This window comes from Staphylococcus aureus (assembly GCF_001027105.1).
Taxonomy (GTDB): Bacteria; Bacillota; Bacilli; order Staphylococcales; family Staphylococcaceae; genus Staphylococcus; species Staphylococcus aureus.
This window is the reverse complement of the sequence record NZ_CP011526.1, coordinates 1740575-1761730: the sequence shown is the minus strand read 5'-3', so window position 1 is coordinate 1761730 and position 21156 is coordinate 1740575. Positions and strand designations below refer to the sequence as shown.

22 protein-coding genes are annotated in these 21156 nt (G+C 32.9%); 13 read left to right on the top strand and 9 right to left on the bottom strand.

Annotated elements, in window-relative coordinates; genetic code table 11:
* The first annotated feature begins 120 nt into the window (after positions 1 to 120).
* Positions 121 to 1587, top strand: coding sequence for an N-acetylglucosamine-specific PTS transporter subunit IIBC (nagE, locus tag AA076_RS08765; protein ID WP_000276370.1), 1467 nt, complete (start codon positions 121 to 123; stop codon positions 1585 to 1587).
* Between the two features lie 106 nt (positions 1588 to 1693).
* Positions 1694 to 2824, top strand: a complete 1131-nt coding sequence (locus tag AA076_RS08760) for an HAD family hydrolase (RefSeq protein WP_000721707.1) — start codon at positions 1694 to 1696, stop codon at positions 2822 to 2824.
* On the opposite strand, the gene AA076_RS15130 is transcribed toward AA076_RS08760, so the two are convergent.
* The 4 genes from AA076_RS15130 to AA076_RS08740 all read right to left on the bottom strand — a co-directional run bounded on the left by AA076_RS15130 (position 2785) and on the right by AA076_RS08740 (position 6285).
* Entirely contained in the window at positions 2785 to 2880 is a 96-nt protein-coding gene (locus AA076_RS15130; RefSeq protein ID WP_001789986.1) for a hypothetical protein, read from the bottom strand. The genes AA076_RS08760 and AA076_RS15130 overlap by 40 nt on opposite strands.
* 93 nt (positions 2881 to 2973) lie before the next feature.
* Positions 2974 to 4578 (bottom strand): phosphoglycerate dehydrogenase, encoded by a 1605-nt coding sequence (gene serA / locus AA076_RS08750; protein ID WP_001836272.1) that lies wholly within the window; start codon positions 4576 to 4578, stop codon positions 2974 to 2976.
* The gene (locus AA076_RS08745) at positions 4565 to 5725 is read right to left on the bottom strand and encodes a pyridoxal-phosphate-dependent aminotransferase family protein (RefSeq protein WP_000291415.1); all 1161 of its coding nucleotides are present in this window, start codon (positions 5723 to 5725) and stop codon (positions 4565 to 4567) included. Before AA076_RS08745 ends, serA begins: the two co-directional genes overlap by 14 nt.
* Positions 5726 to 5838: 113 nt before the next feature.
* Positions 5839 to 6285, bottom strand: a complete 447-nt coding sequence (locus AA076_RS08740; RefSeq protein WP_000553926.1) for an OsmC family protein — start codon at positions 6283 to 6285, stop codon at positions 5839 to 5841.
* A gap of 79 nt (positions 6286 to 6364) precedes the next feature.
* On the opposite strand from AA076_RS08740, the gene AA076_RS08735 reads away from it, so the two are divergent.
* Positions 6365 to 7108, top strand: coding sequence for a glycerophosphodiester phosphodiesterase (locus AA076_RS08735; RefSeq protein WP_000174282.1), 744 nt, complete (start codon positions 6365 to 6367; stop codon positions 7106 to 7108).
* A gap of 215 nt (positions 7109 to 7323) precedes the next feature.
* Here the strand turns inward: AA076_RS08735 and rpsD are convergent, their stop codons facing one another.
* Both rpsD and AA076_RS08720 read right to left on the bottom strand, forming a co-directional pair.
* Positions 7324 to 7926, bottom strand: coding sequence for a 30S ribosomal protein S4 (rpsD, locus tag AA076_RS08725; protein WP_000090512.1), 603 nt, complete (start codon positions 7924 to 7926; stop codon positions 7324 to 7326).
* Between the two features lie 243 nt (positions 7927 to 8169).
* The gene (locus AA076_RS08720) at positions 8170 to 8634 is read right to left on the bottom strand and encodes a GAF domain-containing protein (protein ID WP_000207845.1); all 465 of its coding nucleotides are present in this window, start codon (positions 8632 to 8634) and stop codon (positions 8170 to 8172) included.
* 136 nt (positions 8635 to 8770) lie between these two features.
* Here AA076_RS08720 and ezrA point away from each other — a divergent pair, with 136 nt between their 5' ends.
* Entirely contained in the window at positions 8771 to 10465 is a 1695-nt protein-coding gene (ezrA, locus tag AA076_RS08715) for a septation ring formation regulator EzrA (RefSeq protein WP_000244865.1), read from the top strand.
* A gap of 73 nt (positions 10466 to 10538) precedes the next feature.
* Here ezrA and AA076_RS15120 read toward each other — a convergent pair whose 3' ends face one another.
* A complete protein-coding gene (locus AA076_RS15120; protein ID WP_001789981.1) occupies positions 10539 to 10679 on the bottom strand; it encodes a hypothetical protein in 141 nt (46 codons plus the stop codon).
* 148 nt (positions 10680 to 10827) lie between these two features.
* On the opposite strand from AA076_RS15120, the gene AA076_RS08705 reads away from it, so the two are divergent.
* The 6 genes from AA076_RS08705 to AA076_RS08680 all read left to right on the top strand — a co-directional run bounded on the left by AA076_RS08705 (position 10828) and on the right by AA076_RS08680 (position 16881).
* Positions 10828 to 11976: a cysteine desulfurase family protein gene (locus tag AA076_RS08705; protein ID WP_011447028.1), complete on the top strand. Its 1149-nt coding sequence runs from the start codon at positions 10828 to 10830 to the stop codon at positions 11974 to 11976.
* The gene (gene thiI, locus AA076_RS08700; RefSeq protein ID WP_000872653.1) at positions 11976 to 13199 is read left to right on the top strand and encodes a tRNA uracil 4-sulfurtransferase ThiI; all 1224 of its coding nucleotides are present in this window, start codon (positions 11976 to 11978) and stop codon (positions 13197 to 13199) included. The genes AA076_RS08705 and thiI overlap by 1 nt, the downstream gene beginning before the upstream one ends.
* Positions 13200 to 13242: 43 nt before the next feature.
* On the top strand, positions 13243 to 13929 hold the full coding sequence (locus tag AA076_RS08695) for a sulfite exporter TauE/SafE family protein (RefSeq protein WP_001836271.1): 687 nt from the start codon (positions 13243 to 13245) through the stop codon (positions 13927 to 13929).
* 97 nt (positions 13930 to 14026) lie between these two features.
* The gene (tpx, locus tag AA076_RS08690; RefSeq protein ID WP_000136253.1) at positions 14027 to 14521 is read left to right on the top strand and encodes a thiol peroxidase; all 495 of its coding nucleotides are present in this window, start codon (positions 14027 to 14029) and stop codon (positions 14519 to 14521) included.
* Positions 14522 to 14643: 122 nt separating this feature from the next.
* Positions 14644 to 15591, top strand: coding sequence for a class I SAM-dependent methyltransferase (locus AA076_RS08685; protein ID WP_000840574.1), 948 nt, complete (start codon positions 14644 to 14646; stop codon positions 15589 to 15591).
* 87 nt (positions 15592 to 15678) lie between these two features.
* Positions 15679 to 16881: an acetate kinase gene (locus AA076_RS08680; RefSeq protein WP_000040069.1), complete on the top strand. Its 1203-nt coding sequence runs from the start codon at positions 15679 to 15681 to the stop codon at positions 16879 to 16881.
* Between the two features lie 245 nt (positions 16882 to 17126).
* Here the strand turns inward: AA076_RS08680 and AA076_RS08675 are convergent, their stop codons facing one another.
* On the bottom strand, positions 17127 to 17627 hold the full coding sequence (locus AA076_RS08675; protein ID WP_000634175.1) for a universal stress protein: 501 nt from the start codon (positions 17625 to 17627) through the stop codon (positions 17127 to 17129).
* Between the two features lie 140 nt (positions 17628 to 17767).
* On the opposite strand from AA076_RS08675, the gene ald reads away from it, so the two are divergent.
* Both ald and AA076_RS15115 read left to right on the top strand, forming a co-directional pair.
* Positions 17768 to 18886 carry an alanine dehydrogenase gene (gene ald / locus AA076_RS08670; RefSeq protein WP_000689998.1) on the top strand — a complete coding sequence of 373 codons (1119 nt, stop codon included), beginning with the start codon at positions 17768 to 17770 and terminating at the stop codon, positions 18884 to 18886.
* A gap of 123 nt (positions 18887 to 19009) precedes the next feature.
* Positions 19010 to 19108, top strand: coding sequence for a hypothetical protein (locus AA076_RS15115; RefSeq protein ID WP_001789984.1), 99 nt, complete (start codon positions 19010 to 19012; stop codon positions 19106 to 19108).
* Between the two features lie 93 nt (positions 19109 to 19201).
* On the opposite strand, the gene AA076_RS08660 is transcribed toward AA076_RS15115, so the two are convergent.
* The gene (locus AA076_RS08660; protein ID WP_000161661.1) at positions 19202 to 20257 is read right to left on the bottom strand and encodes a M24 family metallopeptidase; all 1056 of its coding nucleotides are present in this window, start codon (positions 20255 to 20257) and stop codon (positions 19202 to 19204) included.
* 174 nt (positions 20258 to 20431) lie between these two features.
* Here AA076_RS08660 and AA076_RS08655 point away from each other — a divergent pair, with 174 nt between their 5' ends.
* Positions 20432 to 21121, top strand: coding sequence for a metal-dependent hydrolase (locus tag AA076_RS08655; protein WP_000777188.1), 690 nt, complete (start codon positions 20432 to 20434; stop codon positions 21119 to 21121).
* Positions 21122 to 21156: the final 35 nt, after the last annotated feature.

The window sequence follows — 21156 nt, the reverse complement described above, 5'->3', positions numbered from 1 at the left end:
TGAGGTAGAAATATAGCTGGTTAGTAAGCCTAGGTGACTATAACGGAGTATCGAAGTAGTTATTCTAGTTACATTAGTAATCTTTATATTTCTACATTATTTTAAGAAGGATGACATTCAATGTATAAATTTTTCCAAAATTTAGGGCGTTCGTTAATGTTACCAGTTGCCATTTTACCGGCTGCAGCAATTATTGCCGGAATTGGTAATACGTTAAATGCACTTCATGCGACGCCGAAAATCGCAATGTTCTTTACTACGGTAGGTACTACGATTTTAGAGCAATTAGGTATTTTATTTGCAATTGGTGTAGCTATAGGAATGGCAAAGAAAAATGATGGTGCAGTCGCGCTTGCAGCTACGTTAGGATATTTTTTAGTTACAGTTGTATTATCACCAATGAAATTAGCGCCTTTATTAGGAATGAAAGCTTCGGAAATAAATTCAGCTTTTGAAAAGATGAATAATGGCAATGTCTTTGTTGGTATTGTAATAGGTTTAATAGCAGCTTATGCATACAATAAGTTTAGTGAAACAGAATTACCATTAGCATTATCATTTTTTAGTGGTAAACGTCTAGTTCCAATTATGACTGCATTTTACTGTACATTTTTAGTTGTCATATTGTTATTCTTATGGCCACTACTTTATTCATGGATTGTAAAATTTGGTGAATCTATAGTCGGTTTAGGATCGTTTGGAGCTTTCATATATGGTGTTGCCAATAGATTATTAATTCCTACAGGATTACATCATGCACTGAATAGTGTGTTCTGGTTTGATACGATTGGTATTAATGATATTGGTAAATTCCAAAGTGGCAAAGATGCTATAAAAGGTATTACAGGACGCTATCAAGCGGGATTCTTCCCAATCATGATGTTCGGTATTCCAGCGGCTGCGTTAGCAATGTATCATACAGCTAAAACTACTCAGAAAAAACAAGTTTACGGTTGGTTCCTAGCGAGTTCAGTTGCAGCATTTTTCGTTGGTGTTACAGAGCCGATTGAGTTTGCATTTATGTTTGTTGTGCCAATCTTATATGTTGTTCATGCGTTATTAACAGGATTATCTTTATTTATCGCAGCTACATTCCATTGGACAGCTGGATTTTCATTTAGTGCAGGTTTGATAGATTATGTGTTATCACTAATTAATCCAGTATCAAATCATCCATTGATGTTGCTTGTTCAAGGTGTTGTATTTTTCATCTTATACTATGTGATTTTCCGTGTAGTAATCCAAGTATTTAACTTGAATACGATTGGTAGAGGTGAAAATGAATTAGTTGACCCAACAGTTGTAAAAGATAATATTGCTCCTGGTGAAAATGATATTAAACAAAGTAAATATCATCAACATGCTATACAAATATTAGAAGGTTTAGGCGGTCAAGAGAATATTGTTAATTTAACCAATTGTGCAACAAGGTTGCGTCTAGAGTTAAAAGACACATCTATTATTGATAAACAGAAGATTAAAAACGCCGGTGCAGTTGGTGTTACTGTTAATGGCAAACATTCAACTCAAGTTATTGTCGGTACACACGTACAGCAGGTTGCTGATGAAATTGAAAAACATTTATAAAATTTAAACAGCTAAAGCGCAAATCTAACTTCAATAGGGTTTGCGCTTTTTTTAGTCAAATAGTAGAATGATTTATATCTGAATTTTCAGAAATGGAGTGGGGATTGTGAAGAAAATTTTATTTGATGTTGATGGCGTTTTTTTAAGTGAAGAACGTTGTTTCGATGTCTCTGCATTAACGGTATATGAATTATTAATGGATAAGTGTTATTTAGGTCTTCATTCACATATAGATTGGGAAACTTTGACTGATAACGATATACAAGACATTAGGAATCGAATTTTTCAAAAAGATAAGATTTTAAACAAATTAAAATCGCTAGGGCTGAATTCAAATTGGGATATGTTATTTATCGTTTTTAGTATTCATTTAATTGATATTTTGAAAAAGTTATCACATGATGAAATTGAGGCATTCATGTATCAAGATGAGCCTGTCGAATTGAAGTTGCAAAATATAAGCACAAACTTAGCAGACTGTTTTAATTTAAATGAACAACTACCTTTACAATTTTTGGATAATGTAAAAGTTGGTAAAAATAATATTTATGCTGCTTTGGAAGAGTTTGCAACAACAGAGTTACATGTTTCGGATGCTACTTTATTTAGTTTGAAGGGTGCATTATGGACGTTAGCGCAAGAAGTTTATCAAGAATGGTATTTAGGATCGAAGTTGTATGAAGATGTTGAAAAGAAAATAGCACGAACTACTTTTAAGACAGGTTATATTTATCAAGAAATTATTTTGAGACCAGTAGATGAAGTTAAGGTACTTCTGAATGATTTAAAAGGTGCTGGTTTCGAATTAGGTATTGCAACAGGTCGTCCTTATACTGAGACTGTTGTGCCATTTGAAAATTTAGGATTGTTACCATATTTTGAAGCTGATTTTATTGCAACAGCAAGTGATGTTTTAGAAGCAGAGAATATGTATCCGCAAGCACGACCATTAGGAAAGCCGAATCCTTTTAGTTATATCGCAGCTTTATATGGTAATAATCGCGATAAATATGAATCTTATATCAATAAGCAAGATAACATTGTAAATAAAGATGACGTATTTATAGTAGGCGATTCGTTAGCTGACTTATTAAGTGCTCAAAAAATAGGTGCAACGTTTATTGGAACATTAACAGGTTTAAAAGGTAAGGATGCTGCAGGTGAGTTAGAAGCGCATCATGCCGACTATGTTATTAATCATTTAGGTGAACTTAGAGGTGTACTAGATAATTTGTAATTTGATTGTTGTTTGACAGCATAACTTGTAGTGAATGATTGAACCAAAGGTTTCATATTGAGTTACAATGAAATTAATAATGAAAAAATGCCAAGAAGCAATGGAAGTAATCCAATGTCTTCTTGGCATTTTGAATTTACATAAATTGTTTATGACTGTACCGTCAATTCAGTTGTGAAAATTTGATTGTATTCACCAACTTGTTTAAGTTCATCAATTATATTGTTTGAAACAGGTTGATCAACGGATAAAATCATTAGCGCATCTCCGCCCGCTTCAGTTCTACCTAAAGTCATAGATGCAATGTTGATATTGTATTTACCTAACAATGCGCCAGTTTTTCCTACCATACCTGGAGTATCATTATGATATGACACAATTTGATATTGATTTGGCTTTAAGTCTACAGAAAAATTATTAATTCTAACAATTCTTGGACCGAAACCTGTAAAGACAGAAGCGCCAACTTTAACGGAATCGCTATCGTTTGATAGTTCTACCTCTAAGTAGTTACTAAAACCTGTCTCTGCTTTATTATTTTCAATATTTAATGTCACTTGTTGTTGATTTAACAACATTAGAGCATTGATAATATTGACTTCAGGACCAAGATCATCTTTTAAAATATGAGTAATAATTGTACGTGTTAATAAACTACTATCAATAGAGGCTAAGTCGCCACCGTACGTAATTTTAATAGAGCTTGGTGCATTGTACATTAATTGAATAGCTAATTCACCAACTGTTTGGCTTAAATTGATGAATGATTTTACAGTATCATCTATATTGCTTAAGTCCATTTTAGGTGCATTCACTGCATGCGTTACAGTACCATCAATTAAAATTTCGATGATTTCATTTGAAACAGAAATTGCCACTTTTTCTTGAGCTTCGACTGTTGAAGCACCCAAATGAGGTGTAACAATAATTTTATCATGTGCAACAAGAGGCGAGTCAGTTGCAGGTTCATGTTCAAACACATCGATAGCTGCCCGACTAATTTGTCCTTCGTCTAATGCTTTTATTAGCGCCTTTTCATCAATAATACCACCACGTGCCACATTGATTATTTGCAAACTAGGTTTTGTTTTGGCAAAAAAGACAGCATTAATTAAGCCTTTTGTTTTAGGTGTTAGTGGTGTATGTAATGTAACGAAATCAGAATGTTGGGCAATCTCATCAACTGTTGCCTTCGTAATGCTTAAAGATTTTGCTTTTTCATCCGTTAAGTAAGGGTCAAAAGCTAGTATTTTCATTCCGAAACTTTGCGCACGTTTAGCAACACCTAAACCAATTCTACCAGCACCAATGACACCTAATGTTTTATGATAAAGCTCAGTACCTTTAAATGCATTTCGATTCCATTCTTTATTTGTAAGTGATTGGTGTGCTTGCGGAATATTTCGTGCCATTGATAATAACATTGCCAGTGTATGTTCAGTAGCTGAAATCGTATTACCATCTGGGGCATTAATAACTAAAATACCTTTTAATGTTGCAGCATCAATATTAATATTATCTACACCAACACCGGCGCGTGCGATTACTTTTAAAGAATCAGCAGCATTTATGATATTTTCAGTAACCGTAGTTTGACTACGAACGATTAAAGCATGGTATGAAGGTATAATTTTGATTAATGCTTCTTCGGACAAGCCAGTTTGAATATCTACATTGAATTGTTCGTGATCTAATAATGCTTTGATACCATCTTTTGATATGGGATCTGCAACGAGTACATTAAATTGCTTCATGAATAACCTCCATATATTTTGATATACCTTTACCGATATAGTTAACTTTACGGTGTTCAGTTAAAATAATTTCTAAAGCAGATACTACCGATAAAATATCGAAAGGACTAATTTTCCCCATATGACCAATTCTTAAAATTTGACCTTTAAGATGGCCTTGACCACCAGCAATTGTTATTTTAAAGCGATTTTTAAGTTCATCTTTGATTATTTTCACTTCATCATTTGTATTAGGTTTGAATGCTGTAACCGTTGGAGATGCATCTTTATCATTGACTAATAAAGTTAAATCTAATGCTTTTAAGGCGCTTCTTAATGCATTTCTAATTGCATAGTGTCGTGCTATTACGTGATTGAAACCTTCTGCTTTTACGGTTTCAACGTATGCATTTACACCTCTAAATAAAGACACATTTGGTGTGAACGGTGTAGAATTGTCAGCTTGTGACGAAATGTATTTATTTAAGTCTAGATAAAATTTTGGCGTAGTTACTTCTTTGAAATGTTCTTTTGCACGGTGGCTATAAGCTACAAAAGCTAATCCTGGAGGTAACATAATTGCTTTTTGACTACCAGAAACAAGTACATCAATTTTATCTTTGTTAATGTCAACATCAACAGCACCAATGCAACTTACGCCGTCAACTACAAAATAAATATTACTATTAAATTGATTAATGGCATTTCCTAACTCGTGAATAGGGTGTAGCACTGTCGTAGATGTTTCGCAATATTGACTAAATACTGCTTTAACTTCAACATTTAAAGTTGAAAGGAAATTGATGAAATCTTTGACATCTACAGCTTCTCCCCATGTTACGTCATAAATATGCACATTTTTGTAATAAGTTTGTGCAATTTGTTTAAATCGGTTACCAAAGGCACCTGAAACAATGACAACGAAGTGATCTTCAGGGTTTACAATGTTCAACATACTAGCCTCCAAGACGCTTGTACCGCTAGATGTTAAAATAAGTACATCATTTTGACTCCCAAATATTGGCTTTAGACCTTGAAATGCTTGTTGTGCGATGTCTTCAAAATCTTTAGAACGATGACCAACCATAGGTGCTTGAATTTCTCTCATAATGGCATCAGGTACAGGGGTTGGGCCAGGTGTTAATAACAACGGTTGATGATAATACATTTATATGCCTCCTATAAATAAGATTTCACTATTTTAGCAAATTTTCTGAAAATTTAAAAGCCTAAAAAAGTGATAACGCTATATTGTCGAACAAACGTTATCACTTAACGATTTTATTTGGCCTGAATGATGGGATAGATTTTTATGTCCACATTATTTCTTACAGCATTTGAAATCATGCAATTATTATCTGCAATTGTTATCAATTTTGGTAATCGCTTTTCTAATTGTGCTATTTGATCACTTGGAATTTGAATTTGAGGATGGTGCACAATTTTTGACATACTGAATTTTCCGTTATTTAAACAAGCTGTTCCAATCGATTGTTGTTCAATTGAAATATCTGTGAACTTTGCACGTTCAAGAGTAGCTGCTAATGAGATGATATAACATGATGAAGCGGCTGATACTAACATTTCATCGGGATTTGTTCCTATACCAACACCACCTAAAGAAGCAGGTATAGAAATATTCTCTGAAAGTATGTCGCCTTGAACGTTTCCGACATTGTTACGACCACCTTGCCAAGAAGTTTGGACTTTAAAGTCATGTTGATGCAATTGCTTTAACCTCCAATATAATTGTGATAGTTTAATTTTAGAATAGTTTATCAAAGTTTAACAGAAAGGTGACTTATCAATGACTCTGAATAAACTGAAAGATGAATTACAAATTGTTTCGCACCGTGGATTGCCGAGTGATTTTCCTGAAAATACAATGGTCGGTTATCGAGAGGTAATGGGGCTCAATGTTGCTATGTTAGAAATAGATGTTCATTTGACCAAAGACCAACATTTTGTTGTGATACATGATGAAACAATTGATAGAACATCGGATGGTAAGGGGCGTATTGCTGATTACACATTATCGCAATTAAAATCATTTGATTTTGGTAGTTATAAAGATGTTGCTTTTAAGGGAGAACGAATACCCACGTTAGATGAAGTACTTTCATTATGCTTAAAGTATGATAAAAAGCTATTGATTGAATTGAAAAGTCCGAATTTATATCCAGAAATAGAATGTAAATTGCTGGCATTTTTGGAAGAAAAGAAAGTCGATGCGACACAAGTAGTTATACAATCTTTTGATATCGAATGCATCGAAAAGTTAAACACATTGGGCAGTATATATGAATTAGGTGTGCTTTGTAGTAAACGTAATTATTGGTATAAAAAGCCAAACTTTTCAAGAATTGCTCAAATTGCTAGTTATGTTAATCCTAATTATGCATTAGTGACCAGAAAATTTGTTGATAAAGCACATCATCATCAATTACAGGTTATGCCATACACAGTTAATAAATTGAAAACTGGAGAAAAATTAAGACAAATGGGTGTAGATGGATTAATTACAGATAATCCGAAATTATTTATTAAGTGAGACGATGAATGGTAATTTGATAGAGGGATGAGGATTCGTATATCGCAATTGATAATTTTAAAAACTAATGATGAAATACTAAAGATAATTAAACAAATAAGACTTGTAAATTCTAAGTTGATTGTAAAATAGGGTAGCTCCATATAATTTTGAATCTATCATTTTTAAATTAATAAAAAAAACACCCACAATTGTGGGTGTTTGTATTGAACGTATTATCTTGAGTAGTACTCAACGATTAATTGTTCGTTAATTTCAGCAGGTAATTCGCTACGTTCTGGTAAACGTACGAAAGTACCAGTTAAGCTGTCAGCATCAAAGTTTAAGTACTCAGGTACGAAATTGTTGATTTCAACTGATTCAACGATGATGTTTAATTTTTGAGATTTTTCACGAACTGAAATTGTTTGACCAGGTTTAACAGAATAAGATGGAATATCAACACGTTTACCATCTACTAAGATATGACCGTGGTTAACTAATTGACGTGCTTGACGACGAGTACGAGCTAAACCTAATGAATAAACAACAGCGTCTAAACGACTTGCTAATAAGATCATGAAGTTTTCACCGTGTACACCGAATTTTTTACCAGCGATGTCAAATGTGTTACGGAATTGTCTTTCAGTCATTCCATATAAGTAACGTAATTTTTGTTTTTCACGTAATTGTAAACCATATTCTGATAATTTTTTACGTTGGTTTGGACCATGTTGTCCTGGTGCGTAAGGACGTTTTTCTAATTCTTTACCAGTACCGCTTAAAGAGATACCTAAACGACGAGATTTTTTCCAGTTTGAACCTCTGAATCGAGCCATAATAAGACTCCTCCTTTAATTCTTTTTTGTTGTTATGAATAAACAAAAAAGAGTGTTGCATGCTTACTAAGATATATTGTTTTATGTGTCTTCACCTTATAGCGACAGTTACGTGACACGTCCGCATTGGGAACAACATAGCGCTCAATAATATACAACTGCTACTTTCGTTAATTCACACAAAGATTATTGTAACATTTTCCTGCTAACTGTCAACACTTTATTGAAAATGCTGATGTCCTTTTATGCGAGTTGCTTTTCAATAATTTTAACAATTGCTTCAAGATGTTCTTTGTCATTGTCATCAAATCGATCCGTTATAGGGGCATCGATATCTAAGACGCCGATAATTTTATCATCTTTGAAAATTGGAACGACAATCTCAGACTTACTATTAGCATCACAAGCGATATGTCCTTCGAATTGATGAACATCAGCTACAATTTGTGTACGACGTTCTGAAACGGCTGTACCACATACACCTTTTCCAATTGGAATGTGGACACAAGCGGGGTGTCCTTGGAAAGGTCCAAGTATAAGTTCATTTTGTTCCAATAAGTAAAAGCCAACCCAATTAATTTGATCTAGATTATCATTTAATAAGGCAGACATGTTACTTAAAATAGCAATCATGTGATGTTCATCTTCAATAAGGCTTGCTGCTTGTTTCTTTAATAATGTGTAGTTTGTTGGGTTAATTGTTGTCATATTTAAAACCTCTTATTTTCATAGATTTTATAATAGTATAGAATTTCGAAAATATTATGGCAATAAATTCATTTTATAATTTATCCTTAAGCAAAATTACGTTATAATAGTAATGATAAATTAGGAGGAGAAGCATATGGTGTTATATATCATTTTGGCAATAATTGTGATTATATTGATTGCTGTAGGTGTATTATTCTATTTACGTTCAAATAAACGACAAATTATTGAAAAAGCAATCGAACGTAAAAATGAAATTGAGACGTTACCTTTTGATCAAAACCTTGCACAATTATCTAAGTTGAATTTAAAAGGTGAAACAAAAACGAAATACGATGCAATGAAAAAGGACAACGTAGAAAGTACAAATAAGTATCTAGCTCCTGTGGAAGAAAAAATCCATAATGCTGAGGCTTTATTAGATAAATTTAGTTTCAACGCATCTCAAAGTGAAATTGATGATGCAAATGAGTTGATGGATAGTTACGAACAAAGCTATCAGCAACAATTAGAAGATGTAAATGAAATTATTGCGTTATACAAAGATAATGATGAATTATATGACAAATGTAAGGTTGATTATCGTGAAATGAAACGTGATGTTTTAGCAAATCGTCATCAATTTGGTGAGGCAGCAAGTCTACTTGAAACTGAAATTGAAAAATTTGAGCCAAGGTTAGAGCAATATGAAGTACTAAAAGCTGATGGTAATTATGTACAAGCGCACAACCATATAGCTGCCTTGAATGAACAAATGAAACAGCTAAGATCTTATATGGAAGAAATACCAGAATTAATTAGAGAAACTCAAAAAGAATTACCTGGTCAATTCCAAGATTTAAAATATGGTTGCCGTGATCTTAAAGTTGAAGGGTATGATCTGGATCACGTGAAAGTAGACAGTACATTACAAAGCTTAAAAACAGAGCTTAGTTTCGTTGAACCATTAATTAGCCGCTTAGAATTAGAAGAAGCTAATGATAAACTAGCTAATATCAATGATAAGTTAGATGACATGTATGATTTAATTGAACATGAAGTTAAAGCTAAAAATGATGTCGAAGAAACAAAAGATATCATTACGGATAACTTATTCAAAGCTAAAGACATGAATTATACATTGCAAACAGAAATTGAATATGTACGTGAAAACTACTATATAAATGAATCTGATGCTCAGAGTGTTCGTCAATTTGAAAATGAAATTCAAAGTTTAATTTCTGTATATGATGATATTTTAAAAGAAATGTCTAAATCTGCTGTGCGATATAGCGAGGTTCAGGATAATTTACAATATTTAGAAGATCATGTCACAGTTATTAATGACAAACAAGAAAAGCTACAAAATCATCTGATTCAATTGCGTGAAGATGAAGCAGAAGCAGAAGACAATCTGCTACGAGTACAATCGAAGAAAGAAGAAGTGTATCGTCGATTACTTGCTTCTAACTTAACAAGCGTTCCTGAAAGGTTTATCATCATGAAAAATGAAATTGATCATGAAGTTCGTGATGTTAACGAACAATTTAGTGAACGTCCAATACACGTTAAACAGTTAAAAGATAAAGTGTCTAAAATTGTGATTCAAATGAATACATTTGAAGATGAAGCAAATGATGTTCTTGTTAATGCTGTTTATGCAGAGAAATTAATTCAATATGGAAATAGATATCGTAAGGACTATAGCAATGTTGATAAGAGCTTAAATGAAGCTGAACGATTATTTAAAAATAATCGCTATAAGCGTGCGATTGAAATTGCAGAGCAAGCTCTTGAAAGTGTTGAGCCAGGTGTTACTAAACATATTGAAGAAGAAGTTATTAAGCAATAGAAACTAGTATGTAGTTATACTTAAATAATATGAGCACTCTGTCAAATTGGACTGATGAGTTTAATAATTGAAGTTAGCCAACGATACGTTGTCTAGCTTCTTTTTTATATGGATAAATGAAAGGGACAATAAATATAAATAGCAATTGTTTAAAGATAAACGTAATCAAATGTGTTGTTTTAATTAATATAAGTAGTGAAAAAAGCATAATCACACAGCTGTTTAAATAGAGTGAAATAGTCTAATTCTTATTTAATAAGTAGAAATAAGATTATTTTGCGCTATAACCTTTATTTTTTGTCGGATAATAGTATAATGCTTGAGTAAAACAATTTTAACGATTGATGATTAATGAAAGAGAAGTGTTTATTTTGATATATCTAGATAATGCGGCAACGACGAAAGCATTTGAAGAAGTGTTAGATACTTATTTAAAAGTAAATCAATCAATGTATTATAATCCGAATAGTCCGCATAAAGCTGGTTTGCAGGCAAATCAATTACTACAACAAGCAAAAACCCAAATTAATGCAATGATTAATTCAAAAACAAATTATGATGTTGTATTCACTAGTGGTGCAACTGAATCCAATAATCTTGCTTTAAAAGGTATTGCCTATCGTAAATTTGATACAGCGAAGGAAATAATTACATCCGTGTTAGAGCATCCGTCCGTATTAGAGGTTGTAAGATATTTGGAAGCACACGAAGGATTTAAAGTTAAATATGTTGATGTAAAGAAAGATGGCAGTATTAACTTAGAACACTTCAAAGAATTAATGTCAGACAAAGTCGGTTTAGTAACATGTATGTATGTAAATAATGTAACTGGACAAATACAGCCTATTCCACAAATGGCTAAAGTTATAAAAAATTATCCTAAGGCACATTTTCATGTAGATGCGGTTCAAGCATTCGGCAAAATTTCAATGGATCTCAATAACATAGATAGTATTAGTTTAAGTGGACACAAGTTTAATGGTTTAAAAGGACAAGGCGTCTTACTTGTAAATCACATTCAAAATGTTGAACCAACTGTCCATGGTGGTGGTCAAGAATATGGCGTTAGAAGTGGAACAGTTAATTTGCCAAATGATATTGCAATGGTTAAAGCGATGAAGATAGCTAATGAAAACTTTGAAGCATTGAATGCATTTGTTACTGAGTTAAATAATGACGTCCGTCAATTTTTAAATAAATATCATGGAGTTTATATTAATTCTTCAACTTCAGGTTCACCATTCGTTTTAAATATTAGTTTTCCTGGCGTAAAAGGTGAAGTATTAGTTAATGCTTTTTCAAAATATGACATTATGATATCTACGACAAGTGCTTGTTCATCTAAACGTAATAAATTAAATGAAGTATTGGCTGCAATGGGATTATCAGACAAATCTATTGAAGGTAGTATAAGATTATCATTTGGGGCTACTACAACTAAAGAAGATATAGCGAGGTTTAAAGAAATATTTATCATCATTTATGAGGAAATTAAGGAGTTGCTAAAATAATGAAGTATGATCACTTGCTTGTTAGATACGGGGAGTTAACATTAAAGGGTTCAAATAGAAAGAAATTTGTAAATCAATTAAGAAATAATGTAAATAAGTCATTAAAAGGACTTGATGGGTTTGTCGTTAAAGGCAAACGAGATCGTATGTATATTGAACTTGAAGACCATGCAGATATAAATGAAATAACATATCGATTATCAAAAATTTTCGGTATTAAATCTATTAGTCCAGTATTAAAAGTAGAAAAAACAATAGAGGCAATAAGTGCAGCGGCAATTAAATTTGCGCAGCAATTTGAAGAAAACAGCACATTTAAAATTGATGTGAAGCGTGCCGATAAAAATTTCCCAATGGATACGTATGAATTACAGCGTGAATTGGGTGGTGCAGTATTGAAGCACTTCGACAATATTTCAGTGAATGTCAAACGTCCAGATCATGAAATTCGAGTGGAAGTTAGATTAGATGCAATTTATATGTATGAAGAAGTTGTTCCGGGTTCAGGTGGATTACCAGTTGGTACTGGTGGTAAGACGTTACTAATGCTTTCAGGCGGTATAGACTCACCAGTTGCTGGGATGGAAGTGATGAGACGTGGCGTAACAATTGAAGCGATTCATTTCCATAGTCCACCATTTACAAGTGATCAAGCAAAAGAAAAAGTTATTGAATTGACACGTATTTTAGCTGAACGTGTTGGACCAATTAAATTGCATATTGTACCATTTACAGAATTGCAAAAACAGGTAAATAAAGTTGTACATCCAAGATATACAATGACTTCAACGAGACGTATGATGATGCGTGTTGCTGATAAATTAGTACATCAAATAGGGGCTTTAGCTATTGTAAATGGTGAAAACCTAGGGCAGGTAGCCAGTCAAACACTTCATAGCATGTATGCAATTAATAATGTAACTTCTACTCCTGTATTACGTCCTTTATTAACTTACGATAAAGAAGAAATTATTATTAAATCGAAAGAAATTGGTACATTTGAAACATCTATTCAACCATTTGAAGATTGTTGTACAATTTTCACCCCTAAAAATCCAGTAACCGAACCAAACTTTGATAAGGTAGTCCAATATGAAAGTGTCTTTGATTTTGAAGAGATGATTAATCGTGCTGTTGAAAATATTGAAACACTTGAAATAACTAGTGATTATAAAACTATTAAAGAACAGCAAACAAACCAATTAATAAACGACTTTTTATAAATAAAATCCTAGAGTAAATTTAAACATAAGGGGATGTTAAACTATGGATTTGAACTTAACGATGATTATAATCATAATTTTATTTGGTTTTATCGCGGCGTTTATAGATTCGGTTGTAGGGGGTGGCGGTTTAATTTCTACGCCAGCATTATTAGCAATCGGTCTACCACCATCTGTGGCTTTAGGTACAAATAAATTGGCAAGTTCGTTTGGTTCTTTAACTAGTACGATAAAGTTTATAAGGTCCGGTAAAGTGGACTTATATGTTGTTGCCAAATTATTTGGTTTTGTATTTTTGGCATCTGCATGTGGCGCATATATTGCAACGATGGTTCCGTCACAAATATTGAAACCTTTAATCATCATTGCACTTTCGTCGGTGTTTATATTCACATTACTTAAAAAAGATTGGGGCAATACACGCACGTTTACTCAATTTACATTTAAGAAAGCCATAATATTTGCAGCACTTTTTATATTAATCGGCTTTTATGATGGATTTGTAGGTGGGGGAACAGGTTCATTTATGCTTTTTGTATTGTTAGTCTTTGGTTTTGATTTTTTAAGTGCAGCAGGAAATGCTAAAGTTTTGAACTTTGCTTCTAATATAGGTGCGCTTGTATTATTTATGGTATTAGGACAAGTAGATTATGTAAAAGTATTATTTATTATTATTACTGCTATTTTAATTTTAAAAAATGCTTTTGATTATATTCAACAATTTGTATAAAATTAAATTTGCTTTTGATTAAAGCATGAAAATTGTAATCAAACCATAAATTGTCGTATGATGTAGTTAGAATTTTAAAATGCAGGAGGTCAAGTATATGACTGAAATAACATTCAAAGGTGGACCAATCCACTTAAAAGGTCAACAAATTAATGAAGGTGATTTTGCACCTGATTTTACAGTGTTAGATAATGACTTAAATCAAGTAACATTAGCAGATTATGCTGGTAAAAAGAAATTAATTAGTGTGGTACCATCAATTGATACAGGTGTTTGTGATCAGCAGACTCGCAAATTCAACTCTGATGCTTCTAAAGAAGAGGGGATTGTGCTTACAATTTCAGCAGACTTACCATTCGCACAAAAAAGATGGTGCGCTTCAGCAGGTTTAGACAATGTCATTACATTAAGTGACCACCGTGACTTATCATTTGGTGAAAACTATGGCGTTGTTATGGAAGAACTTCGCTTATTAGCTCGTGCAGTATTTGTATTAGATGCAGATAATAAAGTTGTTTATAAAGAAATCGTTAGTGAAGGTACTGATTTCCCAGATTTTGATGCTGCTTTAGCTGCATACAAAAATATTTAATCATTAAAGAGATAAATCTTAAAATGTATACATCGTGTCCATCGTTGTCAACAGCATTAAAATAGAATTGTTTTCTATGATTGCTAAGACCTATGGGCACTTTTTATTGGAGAGGGACGAATATGGCAGAACAACAAACAATTATGGAACGCTTGTTTCATACATTAGATGAAAAAGCTAAAACATTAAATAATGAAAATGGCCAAAGTTTTATTGAAAATCTTGGGCTAGCAATGGAACAAGTATATACCAATGAAAGAGGATTGTTAGAACAATCGACGTTACAAGATCGACGTAAAGCATTCCAATTTGCATATTTAAGTTTAATGCAGGAAGAAAAGATACAAGCAAATCATCAAATTACACCAGATTCAATTGGATTGATACTAGGATTTTTAGTTGAGCGTTTTATGAACAACCAAGAAGAATTACATATTGTTGATATTGCAAGTGGTGCCGGTCATTTAAGTGCTACTGTAAAAGAAGTGTTACCTGAAATTGCGGTTATGCATCATTTAATTGAAGTTGATCCAGTTTTATCACGTGTTAGTGTACATTTAGCAAACTTCTTAGAAATTCCTTTCGATGTGTATCCTCAAGATGCCATCATGCCACTACCATTAGAAGAAGCAGATATCGTTATTGGTGATTTTCCAGTAGGCTATTATCCAATTGATGAAAGAAGTAAGGAGTTTAAGCTAGGTTTTGAAGAAGGACATAGTTATTCACATTATTTATTAATAGAACAAGCAATAAATGCATTAAAAGATGCTGGATATGCCTTTCTAGTGGTACCAAGTAATATTTTTACAGGTGAACATGTAAAACAGCTTGAAAAATATATTGCAACAGAGACAGAGATGCAAGCATTTTTAAATTTACCACCAACTTTATTTAAAAATGAAAAAGCGCGAAAATCTATATTAATTTTACAAAAGAAAAAATCGGGTGAAACAAAGCCAGTTGAAGTATTATTGGCAAATATTCCTGATTTCAAAATTCCTTCACAATTTCAAGGATTTATGACAGAGTTAAATCAGTGGATGGACACAAATCGTCCTAAAAAATAATCTGTAATAGTATAGTCATAAAACTGTATGAATGATAAAATGAAAAATGAAATAGTATAAAAAGCAAACGATGGAGGATCATTACTTATGTCAAAATTAATCTTGGCTATCAATGCTGGTAGTTCATCATTAAAATTTCAATTAATTAGAATGCCTGAAGAGGAATTAGTAACAAAAGGTTTAGTAGAAAGAATCGGATTGAAGGATTCAATTTTTACAATTGAAGTCAACGGGGAAAAAGTTAAAACAGTACAAGATATCAAGGATCACGTTGAGGCAGTTGATATCATGTTGGATGCTTTTAAAGCACACAATATTATTAATGATATTAACGATATCGATGGAACAGGTCACCGTGTTGTACATGGTGGTGAAAAATTCCCTGAATCAGTAGCTATTACTGATGAGGTTGAAAAGGAAATTGAAGAATTAAGCGAATTAGCACCGCTTCACAACCCAGCTAACTTGATGGGTATTCGTGCTTTCCGTAAATTATTACCAAATATCCCTCATGTGGCAATTTTTGATACAGCATTCCATCAAACAATGCCTGAAAAAGCATATCTATATAGCTTGCCATATCATTATTATAAAGATTATGGCATTCGTAAGTATGGTTTCCATGGTACAAGCCATAAATTTGTATCACAAAGAGCGGCAGAAATGTTAGATAAGCCAATTGAAGATTTACGTATTATTTCATGTCACATTGGTAATGGAGCATCAATTGCAGCTATCGATGGCGGTAAATCTATTGATACATCAATGGGCTTCACACCACTTGCTGGTGTAACAATGGGTACTCGTTCTGGTAATATTGACCCTGCTTTAATTCCATTTATTATGGAAAAAACAGGTAAAACTGCTGAACAAGTATTGGAAATCTTAAACAAAGAATCAGGTTTATTAGGATTATCAGGTACATCTAGTGATTTACGTGACTTATCAGAAGAAGCTGAATCAGGTAAAGCACGTTCACAAATGGCTTTAGATGTATTTGCTTCTAAAATTCACAAATATATTGGATCATATGCTGCGAGAATGCATGGTGTTGATGTTATCGTATTTACAGCAGGTATCGGTGAAAACTCAGTAGAAATTCGTGCGAAAGTTCTTGAAGGCTTAGAATTTATGGGTGTTTACTGGGATCCTAAGAAAAATGAAAACTTACTACGTGGTAAAGAAGGATTTATTAACTATCCTCATTCACCAGTTAAAGTTGTCGTTATTCCAACAGATGAAGAAAGTATGATTGCCCGTGATGTTATGACATTCGGTGGTTTAAAATAATTTTTAAATAAATATTAAGCGTCTATCTCCGCTACAATTATATGTAGGAGGTAGACGCTTTTTGTATTGTTTGAAAATTAACTAGTGTAATGTCTCTTTTCACGAATATCTTAAAGAATTAAGTAGTCGAAGAAGATTATGAAAACATTATTAAGTGAGTTTTATTTATAAACAATAAAAAACCAAGTGCAGAAAGTTGCACTTGGTTCATAATGATCAAGTAGTTATCTAATGATCATCTATATTTAATTTTGATATTTTTCACGTAATTGAGTTGTTGCAACTTGTGGTTGGAAGTCTGCTGGTAACTCTTCAGTACGAACAACTAACACGTCACATGGCGCATGACGAACGATAGATTCTGATACAGAACCAACAATAAATCTTTCCACGGCATTTAAGCCTGATGTACCACTCATAATCAAGTCTGCATTAATTTCATGTGCAAGCTTTTTAGGAATGATAGATTTAGGAGAGCCAAACTCTAGACGCGTTTCTACATCTTTAACACCAGCGTTAGTAGCTACTTCTTTATAACCATTTAATAATTCTTCTGCAAAATGCTTAGATTTTTCAGTAAATTGAGCATCATAAACTTCATAAGAAGAATACGTTCTTGAATCAATTACATTCACAATTGTTAACTTCGCATCGTTACGTTTAGCAACACCAACTGCTCTGTTAAATGCCCATTCCGCTTCATGTGAACCGTCAACTGCGATTAAAATATTTTTGTAAGTAATCATAGTAAGTGCCTCCTTGTTCTTTCTTAATTATATTTTACCACAATTTTCGGAAAAGTCAGTGTAATAACCTTTACAATTTTGTGGATTTTTGATTGCGCTTTCAAAATGTTCGCGTTAAGATGATTATGGAGGTGGATGGTATGAAAATTGGTATACCAAGGGAGATTAAAAATAATGAAAATCGTGTTGGTTTATCACCAAGTGGTGTGCACGCTTTAGTAGAAAGTGGGCATACTGTTTTAGTGGAAACAAATGCGGGTTCAGGATCATTCTTTGAAGATGTAGATTACAAAGAAGCAGGTGCTGAGATTGTTGCTGAACAAGCAAAAGTTTGGGATGTGGATATGGTTATTAAAGTTAAAGAACCACTTGAATCTGAATATCCATATTTTAAAGAAGGGCTTGTATTATTCACTTATCTTCATTTAGCAAATGAAGAAAAATTAACACAAGCTTTGATAGATAGAAAAGTAATTAGTATTGCATATGAGACTGTGCAGTTACCAGACCGATCTTTACCATTGTTATCACCAATGAGTGAGGTAGCAGGAAGAATGTCAGCTCAAGTTGGCGCAGAGTTCCTACAAAAACTTAATGGTGGTATGGGAATTCTACTAGGTGGTGTCCCAGGAGTACCTAAGGGTAAAGTAACTATTATCGGTGGTGGTCAAGCAGGAACAAATGCAGCTAAAATTGCACTAGGACTAGGTGCAGATGTTACGATTTTAGATGTTAATCCAAAGCGTTTACAACAATTAGATGATTTATTCGGTGGACGTGTACATACAATTATGTCAAATCCGTTGAATATTGAGTTGTATGTTAAACAAAGTGATTTAGTAATAGGTGCAGTTTTAATTCCAGGTGCTAAAGCGCCAAGACTTGTAACAGAAGACATGATTAAACAAATGAAAAATGGGTCAGTTATTATTGACATTGCTATTGATCAAGGCGGTATTTTTGAAACAACTGATAAAATTACGACACATGATGATCCTACATATATTAAGCATGGTGTGGTTCATTATGCAGTTGCAAATATGCCAGGTGCAGTACCGCGTACTTCGACGTTAGCTTTAAATAATGCTACGCTACCTTATGCGCTCATGCTAGCTAATAAAGGGTATAGAGAAGCATTTAAATCAAATCAACCATTATCATTAGGTTTAAATACTTACAAAGGTCACGTAACCAATAAAGGCGTTGCAGAGGCATTTGAAATGGAATATAAATCTGTAGAAGAAGCATTACAATTATAATTTGAATTTGATGAAAAGGGAATGGATTACAGCGTACTAAAGAATGACGTTATCATCTCCTTGGTTATTAAAATTAAATAATGATAAATTAAAGCTAGAAACAATGCGAAGAAATCATCGAACATGAATGATATTGATTTGATTCATTACATGTTACTGATGAACATACCTGCATATGTGTTTCTAGCTTGTTTGTTACATATTGCATTTAGACTTGGATAAAAATTTATGTCTTAGGCGCTACAATGTTATATTGGCAGTGTTTGACTGAATGAGAATGCGCTTGTAACAAGCTTTTCATTTTTATCCCACTCCTTATTTTTCGTAATGTGTTAATACTTCATATCCTTCATTAGTGACAAGTATGTCATCTTCAATTCTTACACCTGCAACACCAGGTACATAAATACCTGGTTCGATTGTAATAACCATGCCAGCTTCTAACAAATTAGAATTAGTACTTGAAACATCTTGATATTCATGTTCTTGTAATCCTAGGCCATGACCTAAGCGATGAGGGAAATATTCACCATAACCTTTTTCTGAAATAATATTTCTAGCGATATGATCGATATCTTTTAATGGTATTCCAGGTTTAATTGCTTGGATTGCAGATGTTTCTGCTTCTAATACAATATTATAAATTTCTTGTGCTTCTTTGCTAGGTTCACCAAATTTAATAGTACGTGTCATATCGCTACAATAATGCTCATAAATTACACCTAAATCAAATAGTACATATTCATTGCTTTTTAATCTGCGATCTCCTGGTGTGCCATGAGGTGATGCGGCATGATCTCCAAATAAAACCATCGTATCAAAACTCATTTCATTGACGCCATATTGTTTGATAGTTTGCTCAATATGGTTGACTACTTCACATTCAGTCACACCTTCTTTTAAATAAGAAACACCTATTTCGATACACTTATCTGCTAACTCAGCAGCTTTACGTATTTTGCTAATTTCATCTTCGGATTTAATATTTCTCAATTGTTTGATTGTTAAATCAACATCTCCGAATGAATTGACATTGAAACCAGAGATTAATTGTTTTTGGCGTGCTACTGTTAAGTGCTCGCTTTCAATTAGTAATTTATTGATTGTTTGAGGATAAAGTGAAAAAGGGTTTTCAGTGTCTAAATATCCAACGATTTCACCTGTGAAAGGTGATGCTTTGACTTCTTCGACTTCCATTTTTGGACAAAATAGTACTTGTTTACCATCTTTCTTAATCAATAATGCAAATAATCTTTCATGGGGTTCGCTACGGTATCCAGTAAAATAATATACATTCAACGGTGTTGTAATCCATGCTGCATCAGCTTGTTGATTGTTCAATTCGTCTATTATTTTTGATATTTTTGTCATTTTATAAACACTCCTCAACATAATATTACTTCCATTTTATGCCAATTATTATTAGATTTCAAAATCGAGCTAATACATTAACTAGATTTTCAATTTTTAAAATTTGAGAATTTGTTATAATTAAGTGGCAAAAGGGTACTAAATTTATATAGTAATTGATAGGAGGATGCTCAAATGAAGTTATCATTTCATGGTCAATCAACGATTTATTTAGAAGGGAACAACAAAAAGGTTATCGTAGATCCGTTTATTTCAAATAACCCTAAGTGTGATTTGAATATTGAAACAGTGCAGGTAGACTATATCGTTTTAACGCACGGTCATTTTGATCATTTTGGTGATGTTGTGGAACTAGCAAAGAAAACAGGAGCAACAGTAATTGGAAGTGCAGAAATGGCTGACTATCTTTCTTCATATCACGGTGTTGAAAATGTTCATGGTATGAATATTGGTGGTAAAGCAAACTTTGATTTCGGAAGCGTTAAATTTGTTCAAGCATTTCATAGTTCAAGTTTTACACATGAAAATGGTATTCCAGTTTATTTAGGTATGCCAATGGGTATCGTGTTTGAAGTTGAAGGAAAAACAATTTATCATACTGGTGATACAGGTCTGTTTAGTGACATGTCACTTATTGCGAAACGTCATCCAGTTGATGTATGTTTTGTACCAATTGGAGATAATTTTACGATGGGTATTGATGATGCAAGTTATGCTATTAATGAATTTATTAAACCAAAAATTTCTGTACCGATTCATTATGATACATTCCCATTAATCGAACAAGATCCACAACAATTTAAAGATGCTGTTAATGTAGGGGACGTGCAAATTTTAAAACCAGGTGAATCTGTTCAGTTTTAAATAGAATATAGATTTTACACTAAAAAACACCTCGC

Coding starts and splice junctions, on each gene's coding strand:
- nagE (WP_000276370.1), top strand. CDS start 121: ATGTATAAATTTTTCCAAAATTTAGGGCGTTCGTTAATGTTACCAGTT.
- AA076_RS15130 (WP_001789986.1), bottom strand. CDS start 2,880: ATGAAACCTTTGGTTCAATCATTCACTACAAGTTATGCTGTCAAACAA.
- serA (WP_001836272.1), bottom strand. CDS start 4,578: ATGAAGCAATTTAATGTACTCGTTGCAGATCCCATATCAAAAGATGGT.
- AA076_RS08745 (WP_000291415.1), bottom strand. CDS start 5,725: ATGTATTATCATCAACCGTTGTTATTAACACCTGGCCCAACCCCTGTA.
- AA076_RS08735 (WP_000174282.1), top strand. CDS start 6,365: ATGACTCTGAATAAACTGAAAGATGAATTACAAATTGTTTCGCACCGT.
- rpsD (WP_000090512.1), bottom strand. CDS start 7,926: ATGGCTCGATTCAGAGGTTCAAACTGGAAAAAATCTCGTCGTTTAGGT.
- AA076_RS08720 (WP_000207845.1), bottom strand. CDS start 8,634: ATGACAACAATTAACCCAACAAACTACACATTATTAAAGAAACAAGCA.
- ezrA (WP_000244865.1), top strand. CDS start 8,771: ATGGTGTTATATATCATTTTGGCAATAATTGTGATTATATTGATTGCT.
- thiI (WP_000872653.1), top strand. CDS start 11,976: ATGAAGTATGATCACTTGCTTGTTAGATACGGGGAGTTAACATTAAAG.
- AA076_RS08695 (WP_001836271.1), top strand. CDS start 13,243: ATGGATTTGAACTTAACGATGATTATAATCATAATTTTATTTGGTTTT.
- tpx (WP_000136253.1), top strand. CDS start 14,027: ATGACTGAAATAACATTCAAAGGTGGACCAATCCACTTAAAAGGTCAA.
- AA076_RS08685 (WP_000840574.1), top strand. CDS start 14,644: ATGGCAGAACAACAAACAATTATGGAACGCTTGTTTCATACATTAGAT.
- AA076_RS08680 (WP_000040069.1), top strand. CDS start 15,679: ATGTCAAAATTAATCTTGGCTATCAATGCTGGTAGTTCATCATTAAAA.
- AA076_RS08675 (WP_000634175.1), bottom strand. CDS start 17,627: ATGATTACTTACAAAAATATTTTAATCGCAGTTGACGGTTCACATGAA.
- ald (WP_000689998.1), top strand. CDS start 17,768: ATGAAAATTGGTATACCAAGGGAGATTAAAAATAATGAAAATCGTGTT.
- AA076_RS15115 (WP_001789984.1), top strand. CDS start 19,010: ATGAATGATATTGATTTGATTCATTACATGTTACTGATGAACATACCT.
- AA076_RS08660 (WP_000161661.1), bottom strand. CDS start 20,257: ATGACAAAAATATCAAAAATAATAGACGAATTGAACAATCAACAAGCT.
- AA076_RS08655 (WP_000777188.1), top strand. CDS start 20,432: ATGAAGTTATCATTTCATGGTCAATCAACGATTTATTTAGAAGGGAAC.